Below are 26,750 nucleotides of genomic sequence, written 5' to 3' on the forward strand. Positions count from 1 at the left end.
AGACGTCTCCCTCGACGACCACCGCCACCGTCCAGGACGAAGGCGAGGCGGGCGTGCTGGGCGTGCCGGGCGAGCGGGGCGAGCCCGCGGGGGCCTCGGCGATGCTATCGCCGGCCGCCGAGCCATGACGCCAGGAGATGGACACGACGCCACGGTTAAGGCTGGCGTCGTGTCCATCTCCTGGCGTCGAGCGGGCGGCACGCGCGGCCGCCCCGAAGTGGGCACAAACCGCACCCCCGGCGGTGGCGAATGCATGACGGGTAAGCAATGCAACGGGCAAGCCACGTCGATTCGGGTTCGGCGTGGTCTCCGGGCCGGTCCGCGCGAAGCGATTCGCGCCTCCGGCCCGGCCAAGCCCCAGCGCCGACTCACTCTGCAGTCGCGCCGGAGACGACTCGCGAGGGATCCGCCGCCGCCTACCGGAAGCGAATCTTGATCGATGAACACCGTCGATCCGACCCTCCGCAGTCAGCTCCTCTGGTTCGGGGCGCTCGTGCTCGTCTCCGCCTCGATCATCGCCGCGTTCGTCGTCGTCCCGATCTTGGTCGTGCAGGCGGAGATCGACGAGCCCGGCGAATACGGCATCTGCAACGGCCTGACCCCGACGTGCCACGACGTGCCCCTCGAGACCATCGCCGACGCGAGCGGCGTCGACTTCCCGGCGGGTTCGATGGTCGTGTCGTCGAGTGCGGTTCCGAGCTCGTTCAAGGGGATCGACTACCTGCAGGCGGTGGTCTCGGTGCCCGACGGCTCGATGCCCCTCGAGGCGGTCGTCGACCTGGCCCTGTCTCCGAGCACCGACGACTCGATAGTCGGCACCTCACTCGAGGAGTGGGGTGCCGAGTCGATCGTGGTGCTCGCCGACGGGACCGGATACCTGTCGATCGGCCTCGGCGCGACGCCGGGCGCCCGACCCGACCTCGTCTCGGTCTGGAAGCGCCTCAGCAGTCGGAGCTGACCCGGGCGACAACCCCGAGTGGTCAGAAGACGCTCTTCGTTCAAGGGTGAAGGTCATCTTCTGACCACTCGACCTCGGGCTAGGGGCCCGGGGCTCGAAGGGGCAGGCAGATCCGCGCGCGGCTATTACGCACTCACGCGTAATAGCCCGAGAGCACGCACACCACCTAGGAGGCGCGGGTCGGCTCGATCACGGCCAGCGCGATCACCGCGGCCCGGCCGGTGAGCTGCACCGCACCTCCTGAGGGGATGACGACCGCGTCGTGCAGGGCCAGCGCACCGTGAGCCGGCGACGAGACGTCTCCCTCGACGACCACCGCCACCGTCCAGGACGAAGGCGAGGCGGGCGTGCTGGGCGTGCCGGGCGAGCGGAGCGTCAGCTCGCCGTCGAGGTGGCGCGCGACGAGCGTGCCGGCGGCCGAACCTCGCCTCGTCATCAGGTTGAGGTCGAGGCCCGTCCCCCGCACGTCGACGGCCTCGACGGCCGACTCGCCCGCGAATGGGAGCACGTCGAACGCCTCGCCGCGCACCCGCCGCCCGTCGATCACGAGATCGAGACCGGCGGGCGACAGGGGCATCAGCAGGCGATCGACTCCGGCGAACTCCGAGAACGGGGCCGAACGGTCGATCGTCGCGATGCTGATCCGCCAGGCCGGCTCGGTCGCAGGTCCGCCCTCTGCGGGCGGGCCCTCGGCTACGACGGTCGTCGTCCCGGCCCCGTTCCGCCACGGTACGACGTCCCGGGCCGACGCCCGCAGCACAGACGGCTCGCCGGCAGCCCCCTCGCTCCCCATCAGAACGCCCGCCCCGACACGCGCTCCCCGCCGCGCCAGACCGCCTCGACCAGCGGCACCCCCGGCCGGTACGCCAGGTGCACGTACGACGGCGCGTCGAGCACGATCAGGTCCGCCGCCGCACCCACCGCGAGGTGCCCGACGTCGGTGCGGCGCAGGGCGGCCGCTCCCCCGGCGGTCGCCGACCAGAGCGCCTCGGCCGGAGTCATCCGCATGTCGCGCACGGCGACCGCGATGCAGAACGGCAGGCTCGTCGTGTAGCTCGACCCGGGGTTGCAGTCCGCCGCCAGGGCCACCGTGGCCCCGGCCGCGAGCAGTCGCCGCGCATCGGGGTAGACGGCTCGGGTCGAGAACTCGGCCCCGGGCAGCAGGGTGGCCACCGTCGTGGACCCGGCCAGCGCCGCCACGTCCTCGTCGCTCGCGTAGGTCACGTGATCGGCCGACGCGGCACCGAGCTCCACCGCGAGCTGGATCCCGCCACCCGGCGCCAGCTGACCGGCATGGAGGCGCGGCGTCAGCCCCGCCGCCATCCCCGCCGTGAGGATCGCCCGCGTCTGGTCGACGTCGAACGCGCCGACGTCGCAGAACACGTCGATCCACCTCGACAGCGGCGCGCACGCGTCGAGCATCTCGCCCATGACCAGCGCGACGTAGTCGTCGGCCCGCCCCGCGAACTCGGCCGGCACGACGTGCGCCCCGAGGAAGGTCGACTCGGTCGTCACGGTGCGGACGGCCTCGAGACTCCGCCGCTCGTCGTCGACGCTGAGCCCGTAGCCCGACTTGCTCTCGAGCGTCGTGGTGCCCTGCCGCAGGGCCTCGTCGGCGAGACGCCGCACCGATCGCGCCAAATCCGCGTCGCTGGCCGCCCGCGTGTGCGCCACGGTGCTGCGGATGCCGCCGGCCGAGTACGACTCCCCCGCCATCCGCGCCGCGAACTCGTCGGACCGGTCGCCCGCGAACGCGAGGTGGTTGTGACTGTCGACGAAGCCGGGCACGACGGCCCGCCCGCCGAGGTCCACGACCTGGTCGACACCCGAGGGGAGGCGCGTGGCCGGGCCCGTCCACCGCACCCGATCGCCGTCCATCACCACGGCGGCGTCGAGCACGACACCGAGCGGCCCGCTCGACGCCTCGGCGTACTCGTGCACGGGGTCGTTCGTGACCAGCTGCGAGATGCCGGTCAGGGCGGTGACGGTCATGCGGAGGGATCCTCTCGGAGGGTTGACAGGGGCTCGTCCACAGGCGGCAGCACCGCCTCGATCGCCGACCGCAGGGCGGCACCCGGGGAGGCGACCCGCGCATGCACCCCGTCGCGCACGACGATCTCGCCTCCGACCATGACGGTCGACACGTCGGCCGCCGTGGCGCCGAACACGATCGACTCGAGCAGCGAATCGGGCCGGGCATCGGCCAGACGCACCGAGTCGAGCGACACCGTCACGAGGTCGGCGAGGGCTCCGGGTTCGAGCAGCCCCGCGTCGTCCCAGCCGAGCGAACGGGCGCCCTCGACGGTCGCGGCGGACATCAGCCGTACGGCGCCGAACCAGCCGCGCCGGTTGCTGACGAGACGCTGTCCGGTCTCGATGCCCCGCGCCTCCTCGAACAGATCGATGACGGCGTGGCTGTCGCTGCCGACGGTGAGCGGCACGCCCGCCTCGACCAGCTCGCCCGCGGGGCCGACGCCGTCGGCGAGATCGCGCTCGGTCGTGACGCAGAAGCAGGCCCAGGCGTCTCCGGCCGCGAGATCGGCGACGTCGTCTTCGGTCAGGTGGGTGGCGTGCACGGCGGTGGCCCGATGGTCGAGCACGCCGTGTCGGCGCAGCAGCGCGACGGGGGTGGAGCCGAGGAGGCGCGCGCAGTCCGCATTCTCGGCCGGCTGCTCGGAGACGTGCACGTGCAGCGGGGCGTCGCGCCCACGAGCCCACCCGGCGACCGTGGCCAGGTCCCGTTCGGGCACGGCGCGCACCGAGTGCACGGCCGCGCCGACGACGAGGGTCGGGCCACTGAGAGCCTCTCGCACGGCGGTCGCCCGCTCGGCCCAGGCCGCGACCGTGCCGTCGCCGAACCGGATCTGCGCCGGCGAGAGCGGTACGTGCACCGGCTCGGCGGATGGGTCGTCGGCCGGCTCGGCGGAGGCCTCGGCAGCCGGCTCGGACGCCGGCGCGAACCCGCCGACCAGGTAGCAGGTGTCGAGCAGTGTCAAGCGGATGCCCGCCGTCGCGGCGGCCCGGGCGAGCGCCCGCGACATGGCGAGCGGGTCGTCGTGCGGCGTGCCGTCGGCGGTGTGGTGCACGTAGTGGAACTCGCCCACCGTCGTCACCCCGGCGAGCACCATCTCGGTGAAGACGGCCGTCGCCAGGGCCTCGTAGTTCTCCGGCGTCAGCCGCCCGGCGACCGAGTACATGACGTCGCGCCAGGTCCAGAAGCTGCCGCTGTCGACCTGGGTCCGCCCCCGCAGCGCCCGGTGGAACGCATGCGAATGGGCGTTGACGAGACCCGGCAGCGTCACGCCGCGCAGCTCGATGGAACCGGTGGGAGGCGCGGCCACGTCGTCGACCACCGACACGATCCGGTCGCCCACGACCTCGACGACCGCGCCGTGCCGGACGTCGCCGACCCCGGTCCACAGATGCTCGGCCCAGAACGTCGTCGTGCCTGCGTCGGTCATCGCCCGGCCCCGGGCTGTCCGCCCGCGGCGGGCACCACCTCGAGCGGCGCGACGAGCAGGTCGCGCAGCACCACCGTCAGGGCCTCGACGCCGTCCACGCAGTCGTCCGCCTCGGCGTGCTCGACGGGGCTGTGGCTGATGCCGGTCGGGTTCCGCACGAACAGCATGGCCGTCGGCACCCGCGACGCGAGGATCCCCGCGTCGTGACCGGCGGCCGTCGGCAGGGTCGGCGCGCTGATCGACGCCGCTCCGAGCGACGACCGCAGCCGATCGCTCAGCGAGGCGTCGAAGTCGACCACGGGGGTGAAGCTGTCGCGGGTGACGGTGAGGCCGACGCCGTGGCTGGCCGCCGCCTCCTCGGCGATCCGCTGCAGGTCGTCGACCAGACGGACGACACCGCCCTGATCGGCCCCGCGGGCGTCGAGCCAGGCGTCGACCCGCGACGGGATCGCGTTCGTGCCGTTCGGGTCGACGCGCACGCGCCCGAACGTGGTGACCGCCTGCGCCTCGACGGCGAGACGGCGGGCGGCGCCGACGACCTCGGCGAACGGCAGCATCGGGTCGTGGCGATCGTCGAGCCGGGTGGTGCCGGCGTGGTTGCCCTCGCCCTCGAAGCAGAAGTGCCAGCGGCCGTGCGGGTGGATCGAGCTCGCGACGCCCACCGACTCGTCGCCGAGCGCCAGGTGGCGACCCTGCTCGACGTGCAGCTCGACGAAGACGCCGATGCGCGCCAGCGCGGTCTCGTCGAGACCGACGTGCTCGGGCGCGTGACCGGCCGCGGACATCGCGTCGGCCAGCGTCGTGCCGTCGTCGTCGGTGAGCGACAGGGCGTGCGACGAGTCGACGGCGCCGGTCATCAGGCGCGAGCCGAGGCACGCGAGACCGAAGCGGGCGCCCTCCTCCTCGACGAAGTTGACCACGGCGAGCGGGCGCACGGGCACGACGCCCGCCGCCTTCAGCGCGTCGACCGCGAGCAGTGCGCTGACGACGCCGAGCGGCCCGTCGAACGCCCCGCCGCCGGGCACGCTGTCGAGGTGACTGCCGGTGACGACGGCACCGTCGGCCGGCGCGCCCCACCAGGCCCACTGGTTGCCGTTGCGGTCGACCTCGACCTCGAGCCCGCGACGGGTCGCCTCGGCGGCGAACCACTCGCGCAGGCCCAGGTCGACACCCGTCCACGAGAAGCGGTCGTAGCCGCCCGAGCGCGGGTCGCGACCGACGCCCTCGAGGTCGCTCCAGACCCCGTCGAAGGAGGCGCGCAGCAGCGGGCGGTCGGCCGTCGCCCCGCTACGGGCGGGGGCCATCGACGGTGCCCTCGGCCGTGTCGCCCGCGAAGCTCTCGGTCGCAGTGCTCTCGGTCGCGGTGCTCTCGCCGGTCGCGGTGCTCTCGCCGGCGGCATCCTCGGAGACCCGGCCCGCGCCTCCTCGGCCACCGCGGTGCTCCTGCATCGGCACGCGCACGCCGCGCTCGGCGGCGACGTCGATCGCGATCTCGTAGCCCGCGTCGGCGTGACGGATCACGCCCATGCCCGGGTCGGCGACCAGCACGCGACCGAGCTTCTCGGCGGCGAGATCGGTGCCGTCGGCGACGATCACCTGACCGGCGTGGATCGATCGGCCCATGCCGACGCCTCCGCCCTGGTGGATCGACACCCAGGTGGCTCCCGACGCGACGTTGACCATCGCGTTCAGCAGCGGCCAGTCGGCGATGGCGTCCGAGCCGTCGAGCATGGCCTCCGTCTCGCGGTACGGCGACGCGACCGAGCCGGAGTCGAGGTGGTCGCGACCGATCACGATCGGCGCCGACAGCTCGCCCGACGCGACCATCTCGTTGAACTTCAGCCCGGCGAGGTGACGCTCGCCGTAGCCGAGCCAGCAGATGCGCGCCGGCAGCCCCTGGAACGCGACGCGCTCGCCCGCCATGGTGATCCACTTCCTCAGCGACTCGTTCTCGGGGAACAGCTCGAGGATCGCCTTGTCGGTCGCCGCGATGTCGGCGGGGTCGCCCGAGAGCGCGGCCCAGCGGAACGGGCCCTTGCCCTCGGCGAACAGCGGGCGGATGTAGGCGGGCACGAAGCCGGGGAACGCGAAGGCGCGGTCGTAGCCGGCCGTGCGGGCCTCGCCGCGAATGCTGTTGCCGTAGTCGAAGACGACCGCCCCGGCGTCCTGGAACCCGACCATCGCCTCGACGTGGGCGCGCATGGCGGCCTGCGAGCGGCGGGTGAAGTCGGCGGGATCGGCGGCGGCCTCGGCGGCCATGTCCTCGAAGCTGGTGCCGATCGGCAGGTACGACAGGGGGTCGTGGGCCGAGGTCTGGTCGGTGACGATGTCGATCGGGGCCTTGCGGGCCAGCAGCTCGGGCACCATCTCGGCAGCGTTCCCGACGACGCCGATCGAGAGGGGGCGCTTCTCGTCGCGGGCGGCGATCGCCAGCTCGAGCGCCTCGTCGAGGCTCGACGCGGCGACGTCGAGGTATCGGTGCTCGACCCGGCGGTCGATGCGCGTGCGGTCGACGTCGATGCAGATCGCGACGCCGTCGTTCATCGTCACGGCCAGCGGCTGCGCGCCTCCCATGCCCCCGACGCCCGCGGTCAGCGTGATCGTGCCGGCCAGGGTGCCGCCGAAGTCGGCGTTCGCGACCGCCGAGAACGTCTCGTAGGTGCCCTGGAGGATGCCCTGCGTGCCGATGTAGATCCACGAGCCGGCCGTCATCTGGCCGTACATCATCAGGCCCATGGCGTCGAGCTTGCGGAAGTCCTCCCAGTTGGCCCAGTCGCCCACCAGGTTCGAGTTCGCGATCAGCACGCGCGGCGACCACTCGTTCGTGCGGAACACGCCGACCGGCTTGCCCGACTGCACGAGCATCGTCTCGTCGTCCTTCAGGGTCTTCAGCGTCTCGACCATCGCGTCGAACGCCTCCCAGCTGCGGGCGGCCTTGCCCGTGCCGCCGTAGACGACGAGGTCGTCGGGGTGCTCGGCGACCTCGGGGTCGAGGTTGTTCATCAGCATGCGCAGCGCGGCCTCCTGCTGCCAGCCGAGGCAGCTGAGCTCGGTGCCGCGCGGGGCGCGGACCGGGCGGGGCCCCGAGGAGGCGCGGGTCGCGTCGGCGGCGCCGGTCGCGTCGGTGCCGGTGGTGGAGGAGGCGGTGGTGCCGGTGGTCTCGGTGTCGAGGGTCACGAGGGGGCTTCCGTTCGAGGTCGATCTGCGGTTCAGGAGGAGGCGGCGACGTCGCGCGGCACGGCGTGCGGGCGCGACGAGTCGCCGCGTGCCCGCTGAGGGGCACCGGTCGGGGCTGTTCGGTTGTGGTGGTGCGGTGGTGCGGTGGTGCGGTGGTGCGGGTGCTGCGGTGACGCGGATGGTGCCGTGATGCGGATGGTGCCGTGATGCAGGTGGTGCCGTGGTGCGGTGCCGGCGATCGGGCGGGTGCCCGGTCGCCGGCAGGACGACCTAGAGGAGGTCGTACTCGGTGAGGAACTCCTTGGCGACGCTCGCCGAGTCCTGCTTGTCGACCTGGACCTTGGCGAGGTACTCGGTCAGGTTCTCGGTGGTCAGCGCCTCGGACACGGAGTTGAGGGCGTCCTCGACGGTGTCGTCGCTCTTGTCCTCGCGGACGATCGGGAGGATGTTCTCCGAGAGGAACAGCTGCTTGGTGTCCTCGAGGGTGACGAGGTCGTTCGTCTCGATGGCCGAGTCGGTCGAGAAGATGTTCGCGACCTCGACGTCGCCGTCGGTCAGGGCGGCGAGGGTCAGAGGCCCGCCGGCGTCGAGGGGCACGAACTCCTTGAAGGTCAGGCCGTACTCGGACTCGAGGCCCTTGATGCCCTGGATGCGCTCGGCGAACTCGGGGCCGGCCGCGATGCGGAGCTGGTCGGCGACGGGCTCGAGGTCCTCGATGGTCTCGAGGTCGTACTCGTCGGCGGTCTCGCTGGTCACGCTGAGCGTGTCCTTGTCTTCGGCGTCGGACTGCGGCAGCGAGACGATGCCCTCGGGGAGGACGTCCTGCAGAGCGTCGTAGACGTCGTCGGGCGAGGTGACGCCCTCGGGCGCGCCGTCGTCGGAGAGCGCGGCGAGCAGGGCGCCGTTGTACTCGGGGAGGAGGTCGATCGAGCCGTCTTCGAGGGCCTGGAGGTAGACCTCGCGGGCGCCGATGTTGAAGCTGCGCTCGACGTCGACGCCGTTGGCCTCGAGGACCTGCGCGTACATCTCGGCGAGCAGCTCGCTCTCGGGGAAGTTCGCGGAGCCGACGGTGATCGTCTCGCTGTCGCCGGAGGCCGAGCCGCCGGTCGACTCGGTGGGGTCGGAGCAGCCGGCGAGCACGAGCATGCCGACGCCGAGGACGCCGACGGCGCCGAGGAGGTTCTTCTTCTTCATGATGTGGGGGCTTTCGTTCGGGTGCCGGGACCGGGCTGTCCGGTCGGGGCGGGTGAGGTGGAGGGTGCGGGGACGGTCTTGGTGGTACGGCGGGTGACGCGTCGGCCGGTGAGGCCGGGCGAGATGACGGAGCGCTGGATCACCGCGGCGATCAGGTCGACGACGATGGCGAGCGCCGCGACGACGACGGCGCCGGCGACGACGCGCTCGTAGGCGTTCAGGGCGATGCCGTCGACGAGCAGACGGCCGAGGCCGCCGATGCCGACGTAGGCAGCGACGGTCGACGTGGCGATCACCTGGAGGAGCGCGTTGCGCAGACCGCTCGAGATGAGCGGCAGCGCCATCGGCACCTCGAGCTTGAAGAGCACCTGCATCGGGCGCATGCCCATGCCCTTGGCCGCGTCGATGGCCGCCGGATCGACGGCGCGGATGCCGGCGTAGGTCGTCGTGAGGATGGGCGGGATGGCCAGGATCACCAGGGCGATCAGCACGGGCAGGAACCCGCGCCCCATCAGCACGACCAGCAGGATGATCAGACCCAGGGTCGGCAGCGACCGGCCGGCGTTCGCCGCGTTGATCGCGATGAACGAGAGCTTGCCGGTGTGCCCGATGTACAGACCGAGCGGGAGGGCGATGGCGGCGGCCACGGCGACCGCCTGGATCGTGTACCAGAGGTGCGTGACGATCAGCGACGGGATGGACCCGGTGGCGCCGAACTGCCAGTTGTCGCCGTCGAGCAGGTACGAGAGGAGACCGTCGTTCACGAGGCGATCCTCCCTGCCGCTCGGACCCAGGGCGTCGCGCGACGCTGGATCAGCACGATGATGCCGTCGAGGATCGCGGCGAGCACGACCGAGAGCACGATGCCGACGATGATCGGCGGAGCGTAGTTGAGCTGCTGCCCGCGGGTGAAGAGCGTGCCGAGACCGCCGACGCCGATCAGGGCGCCGACGCTGACGAGGCTGACGTTGGCGACGGTCGCGACCCGGAGGCCGGCCAGCATGACGGGCAGCGCGATCGGGAGCTCGACGCTGACGAGACGACGCAGGCGCCGGTACCCCATCGCCGAGGCCGCCTCGGCGACCAGCGGGTCGACCGATTTGAGACCGTCGGCGACGACCCTGACGAGCAGGGCGACCGTGTAGACGGTCAGCGCGACGATGATGTTGAGCGGGTCGAGGATGCGGATGCCGAGGACGGACGGCACCAGCACGATCAGCGCCAACGACGGGACGGCGTAGAGGATGCCGCTGAGGTTGAGCAGCGGGTGGTACAGGAAGTTGAAGCGCACGGCCAGATAGCCGATCGGCAGCGACACCACGATGCCGAGCAGCACGGGCAGCAGCGCGAGGTACACGTGCTGCGACAGGGCGGCCTGGATGACCGGCCCGTTGTTCTGGAGGTACTGGATCACGCGACGTCCACCTCGCGACGACGGCGCGCCTCCAGCTGCTTCATCAGGCTGGTGTGACGGATCACGCCGTCGACGACCCCGTGCTCGTCGACGCGGATGACGATGCCGACCGGCGACGTGATCGCCAGGTCGGTGACGAGTCGGAGCGAGTCGGTGCTGGTGTACCAGCCGCCCGGGTGCGTGGGAGCGGTCTCGGAGCCGAGGCCGGGGCCCGTCCAGCCGAGCGGTCGACCGGCGTCGTCGAGCACGAGGCGCTCGGGTCCGGCCTGCGCCACCGAGACCGGCTCGACCTCGAGACCGGCGGCGGAGTCGAACGACAGGCTGCGGAACCCGCGGTCGCGACCGACGAAGCCGGCCACGAAGTCGTCGGCGGGGTTCGAGAGCAGCTCGCGCGGTGTGGCGAACTGGGCGAGGTGCCCGCCCTCACGGAAGACGGCGACCCGGTCGCCCATCTTGATGGCCTCGTCGATGTCGTGGGTGACCATGGCGATGGTCTTGCCGAGGTCGCGCTGCAGACGGAGGAACTCGGCCTGCAGACCCTCGCGCACGATGGGGTCGACGGCGCTGAACGGCTCGTCCATGATCATCACGGGCGGGTCGGCGGCGAGCGCCCGGGCGACGCCGACGCGCTGCTGCTGGCCGCCCGAGAGCTGCACGGGGTAGCGGTCGGCCATCGACTCGGAGAGCCCGACGCGCTCCATGAGCTCGACGGCCGTCGAGCGCGCCTTCTTCTTGCTCGTGCCGACGAGGCCGGGCACGGTCATGATGTTCTCGACGATCGTGCGGTGCGGGAACAGCCCCGCGGCCTGGATGACGTAGCCGATCCCGCGGCGGAGCGACGCCGCGTCGCCGGTCGCGACGTCCTTCCCGTCGATCAGGACGCGGCCCTTCGTGGGCTCCACCATGCGGTTGATCATCCGCAGCGACGTCGTCTTGCCGCAGCCCGACGGACCCACGAACACGGTCAGTTCGCCGGTGGGCAGTTCGAGGTCGAGACCGTCGACGGCCACCGTCCCGTCGGGGTAGACCTTGCTGACGCCGTCGAAGGTGATCATGGGGCGTTCTCCTGTCGCGATGCCGGGCTCTGAGGAGCGCGCTCCCGGCGATTCGTGAATAAGTTGATTCATCATGCGGAATCGATGAATACTTCGTCAATAAGCGCTACGGCCTGTTTACGAGACCGAAACACGAGGGAGGCACAGTGACCGACATGCACGCCAGCGACGACCTTCCCCCGGTCACCCTAGACGGCACTCCGTTACGAGTGGCCGATCTCGTGGCCCTCGCGGACCGTCGCGCCCGCGTGTCGGTGCCCGGATACGCCCTGGCGACGGTGGAGGAATCGCATCGCACCCTGCTCGCCGCGCGCGACTCCGGCATCGTCTACGGCGCCAACACGGGTGTCGGTGCGAACCGCGGGATCTCGGTCGTCGACGACGCCGTCGACCTCACCCCGGAGGAGGAGCACCGCGAGCAAGCGGCCCACGGGCTGCGCCTGCTGCGCAGCCACGCGTCGGGCATCGGCGAGGTGGAGGACGACCGCGTCACCCGGGCCGCCCTGGTCGTCCGACTGAATCAGCTGCTGGCCGGCGGATCGGGCATCAGCCCGGGCGTCGTGCAGGGTCTGCTCGCCGCGGTGCGGAACGACTCGCTGCCGACCCTGCACCGCACCGGTTCGATCGGCACCGGAGACCTGACCGCGCTGGCCGAGCTGGCACTCACCCTCATCGGCGAGTTCCCGTGGCGGAGCGGCGGCGTGCCGCCCGTGGTGTTCGCCGAGACCGACTCCCTGCCGTTCATGAGCTCGAGCGCCGTGACCCTCGCGACCACAGCGCTCGCGGCCGACGTCGCCGCCCGCCAGCTCGACGCCGCCACGGTCGTCGCGGCTCTCAGCTTCCGGGCGCTGCGCGGGTCGCCCGAGGCGTTCGACGCCCAGGTGCACGCCGCACGACCTCATCCCGGGCAGGTGCGCGAGGCCGCCCGCCTGCGCTGGCTGACCGAGGCGGTCGAGGGCGACCCGCTTCCGGTGGCGCGCCTCCAGGATCCCTTCGGACTGAGGGCCTCGCCGCAGGTGCACGCGCCGGCCCGCACCGCGCTCGGGGTGCTGCTCGACGCTCTCGACCGCGAGCTCGGCGGCCCGGCCGAGAACCCGCTCGTCGTCGACGACGGCGTGCGGCACCACGGGCAGTTCCACCTCGCGACGCTCGCGTGGTCGCTCGACGCGGCCCGCATGGGGCTGCACCCCGTGTTCAGCCTGTCGACGAGTCGACTCGGGCTGCTGATGCGGGCCGACATGACCGGGTTGCCGCCGTTCCTCGCCGACGCACGGCGGAACGCGACGAGCTCGGGCCTGATGATCGTCGAGTACGTCGCCCAGGACGCCCTCGCCCACATGCGCATCGACGCGACGCCGGTCACGAACGCCAGCATCAGCGTGTCGCTCGGCCTCGAGGAGCACGCGAGCTTCGCGATCCAGAGCACGCGCCTCCTGACCAGCCTGGTGCGCTCGTCGGGCGCGGTGCTCGCGGTGGAGCTGTTCGCCGCGGTGCGCGCCCTGCAGATGGCGCCCGACCGGGTGGCCGGCACGCGCCTCCGGCCGGTGTTCGAGCGACTCGTCGCCCTGATCGACCCGTCGACGGACGACCGGCCGCTCGGAGCCGACATCGCCCGGATGGAGGCCGAGCTGCCGACGCTCGGGGCGGCGCTCCGCGACTGCCCCGCGTAGGCCGGGCGCATCCGCGCCGCCCCTCCTCGCGGATCGAGTGGTCGGAAGATGCTCTTCCTCGAGCGGGGAAGAGCATCTTCGGACCACTCGATGCGACGAGCATGGGCTCGGGCGGCTGGGGCTCTACGCGTCGCGGGCGGCGAGCGCGTCGGCCGCGGCCTGCTCGTCGCGGTACTGCTCGATCACGCTGACGTCGTCCATCGGGCGCAGCTCGTCGGCGTAGCTGACCGACTGACGGCGCATCACACCGTTCGAGCCGATCGAGTACTGCCCCATGCGCCAGAGCGGCGGCGAGTACGCGTGGATCGAGACCGACCCGTCGACGTGCCCGCCCATGCGGTGGATGTGGTCGGGCCCGAAGTGGAACGAGCGCCCCGCCTCGACCACGCGGCTGACCGCCTCGCCGCCCATGCGGGGGTTCGCCTCGTTCACGGCGCCCTCCACGACGGCGACCGCCCCCGACGAGATGTCGTGGTCGTGCCAGCCGGTGTCGTCGGTGGTGTCCCAGCAGAGCAGCCAGACGTCGATGTGGCTGTCGCGGTACAGCGAGGCGAAGTGCCGCTGGCCGCCGCCGTGCTGCACGAGGTGGCGCCAGGCCTCGGGGCGGGTCGCCATCTCGTCGACCCACGCCTTCAGCTCGGGGCGGGTGAGGTCGCGGCCCGGCAGCGCGGGCAGGGCGGGCGCGGCGGACGCGGCGGGCAGTGCGGACGCGTCGAGCACTGCGGACGCGGCGCCGGCGCCGTCGAGGGGAGCCGAGGAGGAGCGGGTCGTCGAGTCGGGAGCGGTGACGGTCATCGGGGTTCTCCGGTCAGCAGGGCGCGGGGGTTCGCGTGGACGTGGGCGTGGGTGAAGGCGTGACCGAGCCCGGGGTCGCGCGGCTGGGCGTACGGCCGGTCGGAGCCGTGCACGACGGGGTCGACGCCGACGACGCGCACGACGGCGTCGATGGCGCGGGTGTCGTACGACGAGGTCTCGTAGAACACGTTGGGGTCGACCGAGCCGAACTCGCCGCCGCGGGCGACGAGGCGCTCGTGGTGCAGCGGCGCGAGACCGGCGAGGGCGACGAAGACGATGCGCAGGGTCGGGTGCGCGACGCGGCCGCCCTGGTGCCAGGCGAACCAGGCCGACTGCAGCTGACTCACGTAGGGCACGACGGCGGGCCACCAGGCGGGGGTGTCGGCGACGGCCGGCGCCGGCCCGGGGTGAACCATGACGGGCTTGCCCGAGACGGCGACGACGTCGAGCACGGGGGCCATCCGCTGCACGGCGGCCGGATCGAGGAGGCACGTGGCCGGCAGCTGCAGCCCGACCACCCGGTCGTCGCGCAGGATCTCCGAGAGCCCGACGAGGTCGTGCTCGACGACGGGCGTCGCCGCCCAGACGCGGAAGGGGTCGCCGAGACCGAGGGCGGAGCGGTGCCAGACGTCGATCAGCTCGCGGGCCTCGGCGCCCGGCAGATGCTCGATGCCGAGCGGGCTCGACAGCGACACGAGCACGTCGTCCTTGCCCTCGGCGATCTCACGCGCCCGGCGGCGCTCGACGTCGTGGGCGGCCGGGTCGACGGCGTAGGGGGCCTCGCCGGCGGTGAGCAGCGTCCAGTCGTCGACGAGGCGCGGCTCGGTCGTGCGGGCGCGCAGGGCCTCGACGAAGGCGGCGGGCCAGACGTGCTGGTGGGTGTCGGTGCGGCCGGAGGCGATGCGGCGCGAGACGGCGACCCGCGACGACGGAGCCGGGGCGGCGGACGACGCGACGGGTGCGGGGTCGCCGACCCGCACCTCCTCGGTGGCCATCTCGCTGTGAACCGGTTCACTCATGTGAGTAGTGAACCGGTTCACAGCGCGTTTTGTCAAGGCGGCGGCACGCTGGCCGTTCTGCGAACGATCGAGGCGCGACCCGGGGCGGCGACCCCCCTGCCACGTATGCTGTGCGGGTGAAGGAGCCTCGTCGTCGTACGCTCCAGGACGTCGCCGACGCGGCCGGCCTGTCGAAGTCCGCGACGTCGTACGCGCTTCGCGGGCTGCGCGGCTCGACCGAGACGCAGGCCCGGGTGCTGCGGGTCGCGGCAGAGCTCGGCTACACGGTCGACCCGGTGGCCCGGGCGCTGGCCGGCGGCCGCAGCAGCAACGTCGTGATCGTCGGCACGCTCCGCGACCTCTGGCAGCAGGATCTCGCCGTGATGCTCAGCCGTGCGCTCGGCCGCCTCGCGCTGAACGCCTCGATCGCCGACGTCGACGCGTCGCCCACCCGCGAGGAGGCGGTGCTCGCGGCCCTGAACAGCCGCCAGGTCGACGGCGTGGTCGTCTTGCCGGTCGACCCGTCGGCGGAGTACTGGGCCGACGTGCCCGACGAGATCCGCGTGGTGTCGATCGGCGACGCGCTCGCCCACCGCCCCGACTCCCCCGTCGTGCTGTTCGACAACGCGTCCGGCGTCGGCACGGGCCTGCGGCACCTCGCCGGGCTCGGCCATCAGACGGTCGGCGTGCTCGCCCCCGCGCTGCCCGCCACCCCCGGGCGACCGGCCGAGATGCTCGCGACCTCGCTCGGCTCGGAGCTCGGCCTCGACGTGACCGTGACCGCGACACCCGCCGCGGTCGGCGAGGCGGCCGACGCGACGGAGCGACTGCTGCGCTCGACGTCGCGACCCACCGCGCTGCTCTGCCTCAGCGACTCGATCGCGTTCGGCGCCTACGCGGCGGCCCGGCGGGTCGGACTCGAGGTGCCGCGCGAGCTGTCGGTGCTGGGCTACGACGACAGCGCGATGGCGCCGCTCGTCGAGCCGCAGCTCAGCACGTTCGCGTGGGACGAGGCGGCCATCGTCGACGCCGCAGTCGACGCGCTGCACACGCCGGGGGACGAGCTCGACGGCGGGGCGCGGCGGCAGACGTTCCGGCCGGTGTTCATGCCGCGCGGGTCGACGGCTGCGCCCGGCGCGCCGGCTGCGCGCGGCGCGCCGGCTGCGCCCGCCTCGCCCGCCGGCTGAGCTCGCCATCCCGCCACGTTCTCGACACGCCGCCACCCGATCCGGTGGCGGCGTGTCGAGTCGGTGGCGGCGTGGACGGCGAGCGCGACTTGCAGGTGCCGTAGCGTCATGTGGTCTGGTGGACTCACCTCCCACCCACCGAAGAAGGCTCAGCTCATGTTCTCGTCGTTCGTCTCGCCGCGTCAGGTCAAGATCGGGGACGCCGCCGCGTTCGCCGGCACCACCCCCCGGGCGATCAGGCACTACCACGACATCGGAGTGCTGCCCGAGCCCGAGCGCGGCTCGGACGGCCGACGACGCTACGGATACGACGAGATGATCCGGCTGCTCTGGATCCGCAAGATGGCCGACGCCGGGGTCGCCCTGGAGGACATCCGCGGGGCCTTCGCAGACGATGCGGGCGGGGACGCTGATGCCGCCGGGAACGGCGGTGCCGGCGGTGACGGGGGCGCGGACGGGGACCGTGCTCCCATCGATCCGCAGGTCACGCGGGTGCTGGACAGGCTCGAGTCGACCCTCGTCGCCAAGGAGGCGGAGCTGCGGCGGCAACGGGCCGCGGTGCAGCGCATGCGGACCCGGGGCAGCCGACTCGGCCTGCTCGACGACATCGTCGCCGGTCGTCTCGAGTCCCTGCCCGAGGGCTCGGTGCGCCGAGACGATCTGGACACCCTGCTGGTCACGGAGCGGATGCTCGGTCCGCTCGCCGCCGCGATGCAGGCGGGTCGCTTCGTCGCCCTGGCCACCCACCCCGTGCTGCGCGAGGAATCCGACCGCGTCGACGCCGCCGAGGAGGCCCTCGACGACACGGTCGCGGTCGACGACCCCCGGGTGGCGCAGGTCGCGGCCGAACGTCACGCCTTCGAGGAGGCGCTGCAGGCCGCCATCGAGGCGTCCGGCCAGGACGCGGAGGACGACGCGATCCTCGACGCCTGGGACGAGCTGCACCCCGCCGGGGATGACGCGGTCGGCGGGGCCGGCGCGGATGACGCGGTCGGCGGCGCGGTCGACGCCGACGGTCGCGGTGCGGGGCCGAGGCGCATGAGCGCCGCCGAGGCGATCAGCAAGATGCCCTACGACTACTCCCCCGCCCGCTGGAGGTGCATGGAGCTCGCCCTCGAGCTCGGCGCCCCCGAGCCGAGCGCCCCGAGCGCCGCCGAGTAGGACTGCGGCGGGTTCCCGTCATCGGGGGCGGGTCAGCGCTGACCCGCCGCGGATGACAGGAACCCGCCGAACCAGGCGTCCCGGTGCCTCTCTGCCGCTGATCGCTTGGCCACAGGCCCTCGCCGCGACACACTATGAGGGTGATCTACCATCTCGCGCCGCTCCTCCTCGGGGCCGGCTTCGTCGGGCTCTGCGTCGTCCTGCGCGCGGAGGACCGCGGACGTCGGCGGTCGCGCGGCGACGACGCGACGAGCGCCGAACCCGAGAGGACCCCCCGACATCGGGATCGGACGCGGCGAGCGTGCTGAAGCACGTCGCGACGGGAATCGCGGCGGGCCTCACGGCCATGGGCGCGTTGCTGGGGAACACGCCGCATCCCGGGCCTCAGCCCACGGGCGACGAGCGGGCCGACTACCGCCCCTGAGTGCACGGCCGGCCGGACGCCAGCGCGGCCACCGCCAGGTGCGGCGGGTTCCCGTCATCGGGGGCGGGTCAGCGCGGACCCGCCGCGTATGACAAGAACCCGCCGCACCCGCGCAAGGCCCAGCGCCCAGCGCCGCGCGCCCGTGCGACGCACCTCGCACCCGCGCAACGCGCCCCGCGCAGCGCCACGCATCCGCGCAACGCGCCGCGCGGCTAGGGCCGGCGGCCCGCGAAGAGCGCGTACAGCAGCGGCAGCGCCGACGCGATCATCAGCGCGGTGCCGAGCCCGTCGTCGTCGGCGCGCAGCACCGCCCCCGCGACGAGCAGCGCGCCGAAGATCACCGCGGCCAGCACCCGACGAGCCGTCCGCTCGATGCGCCCCAGCTGCTTCTCGATGCGCGGGCTGCCCACCTCGAGGGTCCCGTCTTCGAGGCGACCGACCAGGTGGTCGAGGCGTCCCGGCAACCGGACCGCCACCTCCGCGGCTCCGAGCGCCCGACGGGCGACGTCCTGCACGGCGTTGCCCCGCTCGTCGCGCACCAGCTGCGCGGCGTAGGGCTCGACGGAGTCCCACAGGTTGAAGACGGGGTCGAGGGCGCTGGACACGCCGGAGGTGAGGGTCACCGCCCGCAGGACGAGCAGGAAGTCCTCGGGCAGCTGGAACGGCAGCGAGCGGATGAGGTCGCCGAACTGACCCGCGAACTCGCGGTACTCCCGAGGGTCGACCTGCCGCAACTCGGCGAAGCCCATGCCGCCGAATCGGGCGAACGTGGCGCTCACCGCGCGTTCGAGCTCGTTGGTGTCGGCGCTGGGCAGCAGCACCCCGAGGTCGCGCATCGCCCCGACCATGCCGCTGCCGTCGCGCGACGCCGCCGCGATCAGCAGCTGCCGGAGGCCGTTGCGCGTGCCCGTCGGCACCTCGCCCATCATCCCGAAGTCGATGAACGTGAGACGCCACGGCCGCTCGCCGTCGGCCGCCGCGATCGGCGTGACGAAGATGTTGCCCGGGTGCGGATCGGCATGGAAGAACCCGTTGGTGAAGAGCTGGTCGAACATCACGGCGGCGAAGACCGGCGCGACCTCGGCGGGGTCGATGCCTGCGGCGCGCAGACCCTCGACGTCGGTGATCTTGATCGCCGAGACGTCTTCGAGTACGAGCACGCGACGGGTCGAGCGCTCCCAGACGACGTCGGGCACCCCCACGCGGTCGTCGTCGGCGAAGTCCGCGGCGAAGCGCGCCGAGTTGGCGGCCTCGTTGAGGTAGTCGATCTCCTCCAGGCTGGTGCGCGCGAACTCCTCGACGAGCGCGGGGGCGTCGACGCGGTCGTAGACGAGTCGCACGTGGCTGAGCCAGCCGCCGACCTTCCGGAGGGCGGCGAGGTCGACGTCGACGATGAGGTCGATGCCGGGTCGCTGCACCTTCAGCACGACGTCGACGAGCCCCGTGTCGGCCGAGTCGACGGGGCCGAGCGTCGCCCGGTGCGCCTGACCGAGGGAGGCGGCGGCGATCGGTTCGGGCGAGACCGACGTGAAGACGCGGTCGAGCGGCATGCCGAGCTCGGCTTCGGCGAGCGCCCGGATCTCGGGGAACGGGACGGGCGTGACCTCGTCTTGCAGCCCCTCCAGCTCCTTCGTGATCTCGGGCGGCAGCACGTCGAGGCGCGACGACAGGTACTGGCCGACCTTGATCATCAGGCCACCCAGATCGAGCGCGAGCGCGTGGAAGCCCCGGGCGAAGCGCTGCATCCGCTTCGCGCGGGTGCGCTCGGCGACCCAGCGCAGACCGAACCGGGGCAGCACGAGCTCGAACCACCAGGTCACGGCGAGGTGACGGGACGCGAACCGCAGGATGCGGCGGTAGCGGGCACGACCGGCCCGGTCGCGCACCGCGGGGTGGGCCTCGTCGAGACGGGGCGACGCCACCCGCGTCAGTCTCGGGCGAGGATCGAGTAGATGCGTCGACGGGCGTCGTCGAGCACCGCCACCGCCTCGTCGACCTGCGCGGAGGTGCCGGTGCGGCCGACCTGGGCCGTCGCACGAGCGAGGTCGATGCCGGCCTTGGGCAGGGCAGTCCGGCGGTCGCCGGTCGAGCGGGAGGGCGCCCACGGGTCGGCGGAGTCGATTCCGGCGGCGGCGCGACCCGCGTCGGTGAGCGAGTAGACCTTGCGCCCCTCGGTCTCTTCGGCCTCGATCAGACCCTCGTCGGCGAGCAGCTGCAGGGTCGGGTAGACCGAGCCGGCGCTGGGCTTCCAGTCGCCGCCGCTGCGCTCGTCGATCTCGTGGATGACCTGGTAGCCGTGCATCGGCCGCTCGGCGAGCAGAGCGAGGATGGCGGTGCGGATCTCGCCGCGCGGGGCGCGCGAGCCGTCGCGACGGTCGAACGTCGAGCGCAGCTGGTCCATCGCCTGCCACATCCCGTCGAGGTCGACGGTGAAAGAACCGGGTGTACGCGAGGTGCCCATGATGATCTCCTGTCGAGGGTCGAGCGATACCCGAACGATATACCTGCCGTCCGTCACCCTCCGGGGCTCGCACTCAGACTCGAGAGCGGGCCGACGAGGCCGAGCTCCTTGAGTCCTCCTCGACCTCGACGTACGGTGAAGAGGTCGACGACGACGAAGGGGTGAGCATGGAGAAGAACGGGAAAGAGCAGCGGGGCAGGCTGCGACTTCAGTGGCCGACCTTCCGCGGGTCCTCCGTGGGGTGGGGCATCGGCGCGGTCTTCTGGTTGTCCTGCATCGCACAGAGTCTCTACGTCGCGGTGCGAGACGGGGGTACGTCCGTCCTCGGCGGCCTGGTGATCGGGGCCCTCGTGATCGCGACTGCTGTCTGCGTCGTCGGGACGGTCGCGACGATCCGGCATCCCCGACCCGCGCCTCCTGCGACGGACGACTGAGCGGACCGGGGCGACCGAGCGGACCGGTCGACTGAGCAGGTCGTGCCGGGGCGACCGACCGGATGCCCCGCGCCTCCTGCCGGTCCGCGATGGCCGGACGGGGCGGTCATGACATCCGTAACGGGCGACAGGTGACGCGTCGGCACTTCTCGTGACCGCCGACCTCTGGTGTGCTTCTGGGAGACAGTGCGGATCCCGAGCCGCACCGAGAGGACTCCATGCGCAAGCCCCTGAAAGCGACCCTGTGGGTGGTCGGCGCCCTGATCGCCCTCCCCGTTCTCACACTCGCCACGACGTCGATCGTCAACGTCGTCGCCACCGAGTCGGACCTCGCCGCCATCACGCCCTATGGCCAGCGCGTTCCCGTCGACGGCCGGGAGATGAACGCCGTCGTCAGCGGGACGGGCGACGACACGATCGTCCTGCTGCCCGGTCTCGGCACGGCGGCCCCGGGTCTGGACTTCCAGCCGCTCATCTCCGAGCTCGACGACACCCATCGCGTGATCGCCCTCGAGCCCTTCGGCACCGGGCTGAGCGACCAGACCGATGCTCCACGCACCGCCGAGAACATCGCCGAGGAGGCGCACCAGGCGTTGCAGGGTCTGGGCGTCGATCGCTACGCGGTCATGGGGCACTCGATCGCCGGCGTGTACGCCCTCGAGCTGAGCCGACTCCACCCGGGCGAGCTCACGGCGTTCATCGGCATCGACAGCAGCGTCCCCGATCAGCCGGGGTGGGATGAGCCCGTTCCGACCGACGGACTCGCCCAGCTCCGCGATCTGGGTCTGCTCCGGGTGGCGTCCGCCCTCGCCGGCGACGCGTACGAGGGGATGCCCTACGACGAGGGGACCAAGGAGCAGATGCGCCTCCTCACGACGAAGAACTCGACGGCGCCGACGCTGCTCGACGAGATGGAGCGCACCCCGAGCAACTTCGCCTCGGTCAGCGGAGCGACGTTCCCGGCGGACCTCCCGGTGCTCCTCTTCGTCGTGCAGGACGACTCGGACGTCAACGGCTGGATCGGGCTCCACGAACGCCAGGCGGCGAGCGTCGAGCGCGGCCGGGTCGTCCCGCTCGAGGGAGACCACTACCTGCACCACACGCAGTCGCCGCGGATCGCCGCGGAGACGGACGGGTTCCTCGATCCGTCGAGCTGACGGCGTCGCATGATGGGCCTCTGATTGGACCTTTCCCGGCAATCATCAGACAATTGCTTCCCATGCAAGGAAACGAGCAGGGCCCCCGATCGACCGAGCCGTCCGGCAATCCGCAGCACGATCGCACCCCAGGCGGTGCCAGGCGCCTCGTCCGCGACTTCACCGAACCACCGCCCAGCGGTGTGCACCCGGCGCTGATCCCCGGCCTCGGAGTCGAGCAGACCGGCCGTGTGTTCCGAACGGATAGAACCGTCTTCGGCGTCGCGATCCTCTTCGCGGTCGCGTTCCTGGCGTGGGGCGTCCTCGGCGGCGGGAGCCTCGCCTCCACCGCCTCGGCGGTCCTCGCCTGGGTGATCGAGTACACCGGCTGGTTCTTCACCTCGATCGCGACCGTGATCATGGTCTTCATGCTCTGGGTCGGTTTCGGCCGCTTCGGGCGCATCCGCCTCGGGCGCGACGACGAGGCGCCCGAGTTCTCGATGTTCTCGTGGATCTCGATGCTCTTCGCCGCCGGCATGGGCATCGGCCTCGTCTTCTGGGGCGCCGCCGAACCGCTGACCTTCTTCGAGAGCCCGCCCCCCGGCACCGACGAGGCCGAGACCGTCGAGGCGATGCACACCGCCCTGACGCAGGTCCTCTACCACTGGGGGCCTCAGGCGTGGTCGTTCTACGCCCTCATCGGCGGCGCGATCGCCTACGGCGCCTACCGCCGCGGCCGCACCCCGCTGATCTCGTCGATCTTCGCGTCGCTGCTGGGCGAGGGCCGCACCCAGGGCCCCCTCGGCAAGACCATCGACATCTTCGCCATCATCGTGACGCTCTTCGGCACGGCGGCCTCGCTCGGCCTCGGCGCCCTGCAGATCGGCCACGGAGTCGAGCTGATCAGCGGCATCGGCCAGGCCGGCAACGCCCTGCTCGTCGGGGTCATCACCGTGCTGACCATCGCCTTCATCATCTCCGCGGTCTCGGGGGTCTCGCGCGGCATCCAGGCCCTCTCGAACATCAACACGGTCGTGGCGCTCCTGCTGGCGCTCTTCGTGTTCTTCGTCGGCCCGTCGATGCTGATCCTCAACGTGATCCCGTCGGTGGCCGCCCAGTTCGTCGGCGACCTGCCGATGATGATCGGGCGCTCCGGCTCGCAGGGCGAGGAGGCGCAGGCCTTCCTGTCGAGCTGGACGATCTTCTACTGGGCGTGGTGGATCTCGTGGTCCCCCTTCGTCGGCATGTTCATCGCCAAGATCTCGCGCGGCCGCACGCTGCGCCAGTTCGTCTCCGTCGTCGTGGTCGTCCCGTCGATCGTCTCGTTCATCTGGTTCGCGATCTTCGGGGTCACGGCGATCGACCAGCGGATGAACGACGCCCAGCTGCCCAGCAGCCCGCCCGAGGAGGTGCTGTTCGGCATGCTGGGCAGCCTGCCTCTGGCCGGGGTCACCACGGTCATCGCCGCCGTGCTCGTCGCCATCTTCTTCGTCACCGGTGCGGACTCGGCCTCGCTGGTCATGGGCACGCTGTCGCAGCAGGGCCGCCCCGAGCCGTCTCGCTGGGTCACCGTGACCTGGGGTGTGCTCGTCGGCGCGATCGCCGCGGTGCTGCTCGTCGCCGGCGGTGAGGACGGTGCAGGGCTGAGCGCGCTGCAGAACGTCACGATCATCGCGGCGCTGCCGTTCGCGATCATCATGGCGTTCATCATGATCGCGTTCCTGAAGGACCTACGGCGCGATCCGCTCATCCTCCGCGACCAGTACGCCGAGCGCGTCGTGCGCCACAGCGTGCGCAACGGCCTCGAGGAGTTCGGCGACGACTTCGCGCTCGTGCCCGCCGCGTACGACCACTCGAAGGACGACCTCGCCTGGGTCGAGCACGACGCCGACGAGGGTCTGAGCGCGTCGTACGCTGCAGCCGAGGCCGATGCGGCCGAGGCGTCGGAGGCGTCGGAAGCCGCCGGTGACGACGACGCCACCGTCGCCGAGGGCGCCGTCCCCGGCAGCGGCAAGGACGACGACCGCGACTAGAGGGTAGGGGCGGGGCCGGCATCACGTACCCCTACGTGGCGGCCCCACCCTGGAGCACAAGGACCCGAATCCGTGTACCCCGGTTTCGAGCGGTCATCGACCACCCGATCCGCCGGCCCCTGTGGGAACGGTCACGGTCGCAGTCGGCCAGACCGCACCGAACCGGGTCACACCCCGCCCGACAAGACCCCGAACAGTGCGACGAACGCACCCGCCCCGACCGCAGCCAGCACCGTCGCCACCACGCGCTCCCGCAGTCGATCGAGACGCCGGGTCACGACCCAGCTGAGCACCGCGACGCCGATCACGATGCTGATCGTCCAGTACAGCCAGCCCGTCGTCTCGACGACCCGCAGCAGGCCCGAGACGCCGTCGCCGATCATCACGGCCGCGAACACCGCGACCCCCACGGCCCGCAGCAGCCGTCGCTCGGCCCGCCACCACAGCCCGGCGAGTCCGATCACCGGGCCGGCCAGCGTCGCGATGGTGAAGTAGAGGTCGCCCGGCCCGTACGAGTCGGGGAACCCCCGCAGCGTCGACACGACGACGTATCCCTGGAGCAGGGCGTGGAAGACGAGCAGCCCCATTCCCGCCGCGATCCACCAGCGTCGGGCGCTCGCCCACCGGGTGCAGACGACGGTCACCACGAAGGCGAGCAGCGTCCAGCCGCTGTTCGAGTTGGCGAACGACCTGAGCCCGTCGGGCAGGTGCTGCTGCCCGAACGAGGTCGCACCGCCGAGCAGCAGCCCCACGACGACGGCGACCGCCCACCAGGCGAGTGCGGATCCGACGGTTCTCCTCATGAGGTCAGCATGACCGTCGATGGCCGCGCCGACGAGCCCGCGAGCGACGGATCACTCTCTAGACGGCCGATGTCCTCCTCGAGAACGACCCCGCCTCGAGCGCCCGCACCAGCATCGCGACGTCGCGTCCGAAGGGCCGGTCGACCACACCGGGCGGCAGCAGCGCATCCGCGGTCGCGAGCTCGTCGTCGAGCGGCGTCACAGCAGCACCGGCACCCGAACCCCCACTCGCACCAGCACCGGCCCCCGCACCAGCACCCGCCAGCATCCCGCGCAACCGCCGCGCGTGCAGCACCGCGAGCAGCTCGCACGCCGCGACGTCGGTCGCCCCGTCGAGCGCCCCCGCCAGCAGCTCGGCGGCCTCGAGCGAGAACGACTGGGCGTCCTCCTGTCCGAGCGACGTCTCGATGATGCCCAGCGACGCGGGTCGGGCGGCCGTCAGCAGCCCGTGCACCGTGCCCACCGCGCGCTTGTGCACCGTCACCATGCCGGCCTGGACACCCGGTGCCGACGACAGCTGCCGCGGCAACCCCGACACCGCCCCGTCGAGCAGCCGGTGCAGCCGAGCGGCGCCCAGCTCGGCCAGATGCAGCACCGCCAAACGGACCGCGTCGAGCGATGCCGCGAGGTCGAAGCCGTCGAACCCTGCCGTGCCCACGAACGCGCCGTCGAGTCGCGCAGGCGAGTCCGTCACGCCGTCGAGGGCCCGCAGCACCGCCGCGTCGAGCGCCTCGAGCACCCTGGCGAGATGCGCCAGAGCCGGGCCGCTCACCCGGAACGACACCGGCGACTGCAACGCCGCCGACTCCCGCTCGGGCCCCAGCAGCCCGTCGAGCCGCCTCAGCACGGCCGCGAGCGCGTCGTCCGCCCGAGCCGTCGACACCCGGAACGGATCGCGGTTCGCCCCGACCAGCTCGAGCTCCGCCGCGAGCACGGCGAGCGCCTGGTCGGCGACCCGCCGTGCGCGGTCGGCCAGCACGATCGCGCGCGCGGTCGTGACGGGCACGCCCTCGATCAGGGCCACACCCTCTTTCGGGCCGAGGAGGTGCGGGTCGAGTCCCGACGCGACCAGCGCCTCCTGGGCGGGCACCACCGCGCCCTCCGCCGTCAGCAGCTCGCCGGTGGCGGCACCCGTCGCGGCGGCGCCGAGGTGTGCGAGCGGCACGATCTCGCCGGCGGTGCCGAGTCGCGTGGCCGGGACGGCGGGCACGAGGTCGAGCCGCAGCACGTCGACCAGCCGCAGGCAGAGGGCCGACGAGACCCCCGCGTCGCCCGACAGGAACGTCCGGAGGCGCACCGCGATCGACGCCCGCACCTCGCGTCGAGCGAGCCAGGGCTCCGATCCCGTGGCGCGCGCGATCAGGAGGCGCGCCTGGTGACCGGCCCGCGCCTCCTCGTCCAGGGCGATGGTGCTGGCGGCGCCCATGCCGGTGGTGACTCCGTAGACGGGACCGCCAGCGTCGAGGGCGGCGAGGGTCTCGGCGCGCGCGGCGTCGAGCTCGGCCACGAGACGGTCGGTGAGGCGCAGCTCGCGGCCGTCGGCCACCTCGAGGACGGCGGCGGCGTCGAGATCGGTCGGCCGGTCGACGACCAGCGGTCCGAGCGGTGCACGCGGTTCGAGCGGTGCACGCGGTCCGACCGATCGACGCGGTTCGAGCGGTGCGGCCGATGCGAGCGGTTCCGCAGCCACGTCAGCGGTACCGCAGCATCGTGCCGACCTCGGCCTCTTCGGCGGTGCGCAGCACGAGGTGCGCGAGCGCGACGTCGAGGATCGACAGGCCGCGGTGCCAGAAGAGGATCCGCTCGTCGGCGGACTCGCGCCCGGCCTTCGCGCCCGAGGCGATCTCGCCGAGCTGCGCCCAGAGCGTCTCGGGGCTGAGCAGCCCGGTGTCGACGTGGTGCCGCAGGGCGCCGAACCGGCCCGACCGGGACTCGGCCCAGTCGTCGACCACGACCTTGTCGATCACGTCGAGCAGTTCGGGCTCGACAGCGCTGACCGTGCCGTAGGGCACCACGAACGCGCCGGGTCGGATGTGCTCGCGCCGGAGGAGCGGCGCGGGTTCGGTCAGCCGCGTCGCCTCGACGATGATGTCGGCCCCGTCGAACGCCTCGTCGGCGGTCTCGACGACGACCACGGGCGTGTCGGTCACGGCACGCAGCTGCTCGCCGAACGCCTCGCGCGACTCGACGCGGCGGCTCGTGACCCGGATCTCGTCGAGGTCGAAGAGCCCGTCGAGCATGGTGACGTTCGAGAACGCGGTGCCGCGGGCTCCGGCGTGGGCCAGCACCTTCGAATCGGGGCGGGCGAGGTACCGGGCGCCGACGGCCGTCATCGCCCCGGTGCGGGCTTCGGTGACGAACGTGGCGTCCATCACGGCGAGCGGCGTGC

24 protein-coding genes are annotated in these 26,750 nt (G+C 72.5%); 8 read left to right on the forward strand and 16 right to left on the reverse strand.

What is annotated here, in order from left to right:
- Positions 1–439: 439 nt before the first annotated feature.
- Positions 440–958, forward strand: a complete 519-nt coding sequence (locus ACZ6JE_RS13515) for a hypothetical protein (RefSeq protein ID WP_464319281.1) — start codon at positions 440–442, stop codon at positions 956–958.
- A gap of 166 nt (positions 959–1,124) precedes the next feature.
- On the opposite strand, the gene ACZ6JE_RS13520 is transcribed toward ACZ6JE_RS13515, so the two are convergent.
- From ACZ6JE_RS13520 to ACZ6JE_RS13560, 9 genes are all read right to left on the reverse strand, one after another.
- The gene (locus ACZ6JE_RS13520) at positions 1,125–1,751 is read right to left on the reverse strand and encodes a HutD/Ves family protein (protein ID WP_464319282.1); all 627 of its coding nucleotides are present in this window, start codon (positions 1,749–1,751) and stop codon (positions 1,125–1,127) included.
- A complete protein-coding gene (hutI, locus tag ACZ6JE_RS13525) occupies positions 1,751–2,950 on the reverse strand; it encodes an imidazolonepropionase (protein WP_464319283.1) in 1,200 nt (399 codons plus the stop codon). Before hutI ends, ACZ6JE_RS13520 begins: the two co-directional genes overlap by 1 nt.
- Entirely contained in the window at positions 2,947–4,419 is a 1,473-nt protein-coding gene (locus ACZ6JE_RS13530; RefSeq protein ID WP_464319284.1) for a formimidoylglutamate deiminase, read from the reverse strand. The genes hutI and ACZ6JE_RS13530 overlap by 4 nt, the downstream gene beginning before the upstream one ends.
- Positions 4,416–5,723 (reverse strand): allantoate amidohydrolase, encoded by a 1,308-nt coding sequence (locus tag ACZ6JE_RS13535; RefSeq protein ID WP_464319285.1) that lies wholly within the window; start codon positions 5,721–5,723, stop codon positions 4,416–4,418. Before ACZ6JE_RS13535 ends, ACZ6JE_RS13530 begins: the two co-directional genes overlap by 4 nt.
- Entirely contained in the window at positions 5,707–7,596 is a 1,890-nt protein-coding gene (gene hutU / locus ACZ6JE_RS13540) for a urocanate hydratase (RefSeq protein ID WP_464319286.1), read from the reverse strand. Before hutU ends, ACZ6JE_RS13535 begins: the two co-directional genes overlap by 17 nt.
- 270 nt (positions 7,597–7,866) lie before the next feature.
- Positions 7,867–8,790 carry an ABC transporter substrate-binding protein gene (locus tag ACZ6JE_RS13545; RefSeq protein ID WP_243214777.1) on the reverse strand — a complete coding sequence of 308 codons (924 nt, stop codon included), beginning with the start codon at positions 8,788–8,790 and terminating at the stop codon, positions 7,867–7,869.
- Positions 8,787–9,554: an ABC transporter permease gene (locus ACZ6JE_RS13550; protein ID WP_464319287.1), complete on the reverse strand. Its 768-nt coding sequence runs from the start codon at positions 9,552–9,554 to the stop codon at positions 8,787–8,789. The genes ACZ6JE_RS13545 and ACZ6JE_RS13550 overlap by 4 nt, the downstream gene beginning before the upstream one ends.
- Positions 9,551–10,204: an ABC transporter permease gene (locus ACZ6JE_RS13555; protein ID WP_320478281.1), complete on the reverse strand. Its 654-nt coding sequence runs from the start codon at positions 10,202–10,204 to the stop codon at positions 9,551–9,553. Before ACZ6JE_RS13555 ends, ACZ6JE_RS13550 begins: the two co-directional genes overlap by 4 nt.
- Positions 10,201–11,259 (reverse strand): ABC transporter ATP-binding protein, encoded by a 1,059-nt coding sequence (locus ACZ6JE_RS13560; RefSeq protein WP_243214778.1) that lies wholly within the window; start codon positions 11,257–11,259, stop codon positions 10,201–10,203. Before ACZ6JE_RS13560 ends, ACZ6JE_RS13555 begins: the two co-directional genes overlap by 4 nt.
- Before the next feature lie 155 nt (positions 11,260–11,414).
- Here ACZ6JE_RS13560 and ACZ6JE_RS13565 point away from each other — a divergent pair, with 155 nt between their 5' ends.
- Positions 11,415–12,929 (forward strand): aromatic amino acid ammonia-lyase, encoded by a 1,515-nt coding sequence (locus ACZ6JE_RS13565; protein WP_192061529.1) that lies wholly within the window; start codon positions 11,415–11,417, stop codon positions 12,927–12,929.
- Positions 12,930–13,052: 123 nt separating this feature from the next.
- Here ACZ6JE_RS13565 and ACZ6JE_RS13570 read toward each other — a convergent pair whose 3' ends face one another.
- Positions 13,053–13,724 (reverse strand): cysteine dioxygenase, encoded by a 672-nt coding sequence (locus ACZ6JE_RS13570; RefSeq protein ID WP_464319288.1) that lies wholly within the window; start codon positions 13,722–13,724, stop codon positions 13,053–13,055.
- The gene (locus ACZ6JE_RS13575) at positions 13,721–14,743 is read right to left on the reverse strand and encodes an amidohydrolase family protein (RefSeq protein WP_464319289.1); all 1,023 of its coding nucleotides are present in this window, start codon (positions 14,741–14,743) and stop codon (positions 13,721–13,723) included. Before ACZ6JE_RS13575 ends, ACZ6JE_RS13570 begins: the two co-directional genes overlap by 4 nt.
- Positions 14,744–14,859: 116 nt before the next feature.
- Between ACZ6JE_RS13575 and ACZ6JE_RS13580 the strand changes: the two genes are divergently transcribed.
- The 3 genes from ACZ6JE_RS13580 to ACZ6JE_RS13590 all read left to right on the forward strand — a co-directional run bounded on the left by ACZ6JE_RS13580 (position 14,860) and on the right by ACZ6JE_RS13590 (position 17,494).
- Positions 14,860–15,909 (forward strand): LacI family DNA-binding transcriptional regulator, encoded by a 1,050-nt coding sequence (locus tag ACZ6JE_RS13580; RefSeq protein WP_464319290.1) that lies wholly within the window; start codon positions 14,860–14,862, stop codon positions 15,907–15,909.
- A 156-nt stretch (positions 15,910–16,065) separates the two neighbouring features.
- Positions 16,066–17,070, forward strand: a complete 1,005-nt coding sequence (locus tag ACZ6JE_RS13585) for a MerR family transcriptional regulator (RefSeq protein ID WP_464319291.1) — start codon at positions 16,066–16,068, stop codon at positions 17,068–17,070.
- A 301-nt stretch (positions 17,071–17,371) separates the two neighbouring features.
- Positions 17,372–17,494, forward strand: coding sequence for a hypothetical protein (locus ACZ6JE_RS13590; RefSeq protein ID WP_464319292.1), 123 nt, complete (start codon positions 17,372–17,374; stop codon positions 17,492–17,494).
- Between the two features lie 212 nt (positions 17,495–17,706).
- On the opposite strand, the gene ACZ6JE_RS13595 is transcribed toward ACZ6JE_RS13590, so the two are convergent.
- The gene (locus ACZ6JE_RS13595) at positions 17,707–19,416 is read right to left on the reverse strand and encodes an ABC1 kinase family protein (protein ID WP_243215871.1); all 1,710 of its coding nucleotides are present in this window, start codon (positions 19,414–19,416) and stop codon (positions 17,707–17,709) included.
- A gap of 5 nt (positions 19,417–19,421) precedes the next feature.
- Positions 19,422–19,955 carry a PadR family transcriptional regulator gene (locus ACZ6JE_RS13600; protein WP_244637286.1) on the reverse strand — a complete coding sequence of 178 codons (534 nt, stop codon included), beginning with the start codon at positions 19,953–19,955 and terminating at the stop codon, positions 19,422–19,424.
- A 167-nt stretch (positions 19,956–20,122) separates the two neighbouring features.
- Between ACZ6JE_RS13600 and ACZ6JE_RS13605 the strand changes: the two genes are divergently transcribed.
- The 3 genes from ACZ6JE_RS13605 to ACZ6JE_RS13615 all read left to right on the forward strand — a co-directional run bounded on the left by ACZ6JE_RS13605 (position 20,123) and on the right by ACZ6JE_RS13615 (position 23,558).
- Positions 20,123–20,389, forward strand: coding sequence for a hypothetical protein (locus ACZ6JE_RS13605; RefSeq protein ID WP_464319293.1), 267 nt, complete (start codon positions 20,123–20,125; stop codon positions 20,387–20,389).
- Between the two features lie 218 nt (positions 20,390–20,607).
- A complete protein-coding gene (locus tag ACZ6JE_RS13610) occupies positions 20,608–21,546 on the forward strand; it encodes an alpha/beta hydrolase (protein ID WP_464319294.1) in 939 nt (312 codons plus the stop codon).
- Positions 21,547–21,608: 62 nt separating this feature from the next.
- Entirely contained in the window at positions 21,609–23,558 is a 1,950-nt protein-coding gene (locus ACZ6JE_RS13615; RefSeq protein WP_464319295.1) for a BCCT family transporter, read from the forward strand.
- 167 nt (positions 23,559–23,725) lie between these two features.
- Here ACZ6JE_RS13615 and ACZ6JE_RS13620 read toward each other — a convergent pair whose 3' ends face one another.
- The 3 genes from ACZ6JE_RS13620 to ACZ6JE_RS13630 form a co-directional block, all read right to left on the reverse strand.
- Positions 23,726–24,361 (reverse strand): DUF6518 family protein, encoded by a 636-nt coding sequence (locus ACZ6JE_RS13620; RefSeq protein ID WP_464319296.1) that lies wholly within the window; start codon positions 24,359–24,361, stop codon positions 23,726–23,728.
- A 58-nt stretch (positions 24,362–24,419) separates the two neighbouring features.
- Positions 24,420–26,051: an aromatic amino acid ammonia-lyase gene (locus ACZ6JE_RS13625; RefSeq protein ID WP_464319297.1), complete on the reverse strand. Its 1,632-nt coding sequence runs from the start codon at positions 26,049–26,051 to the stop codon at positions 24,420–24,422.
- 1 nt (position 26,052) lies between these two features.
- The coding region (locus ACZ6JE_RS13630) for an ornithine cyclodeaminase family protein (RefSeq protein WP_464319298.1) at positions 26,053–26,750 on the reverse strand (698 nt) is incomplete at its 5' end.

The organism is Frigoribacterium sp. AC759, assembly GCF_979256015.1.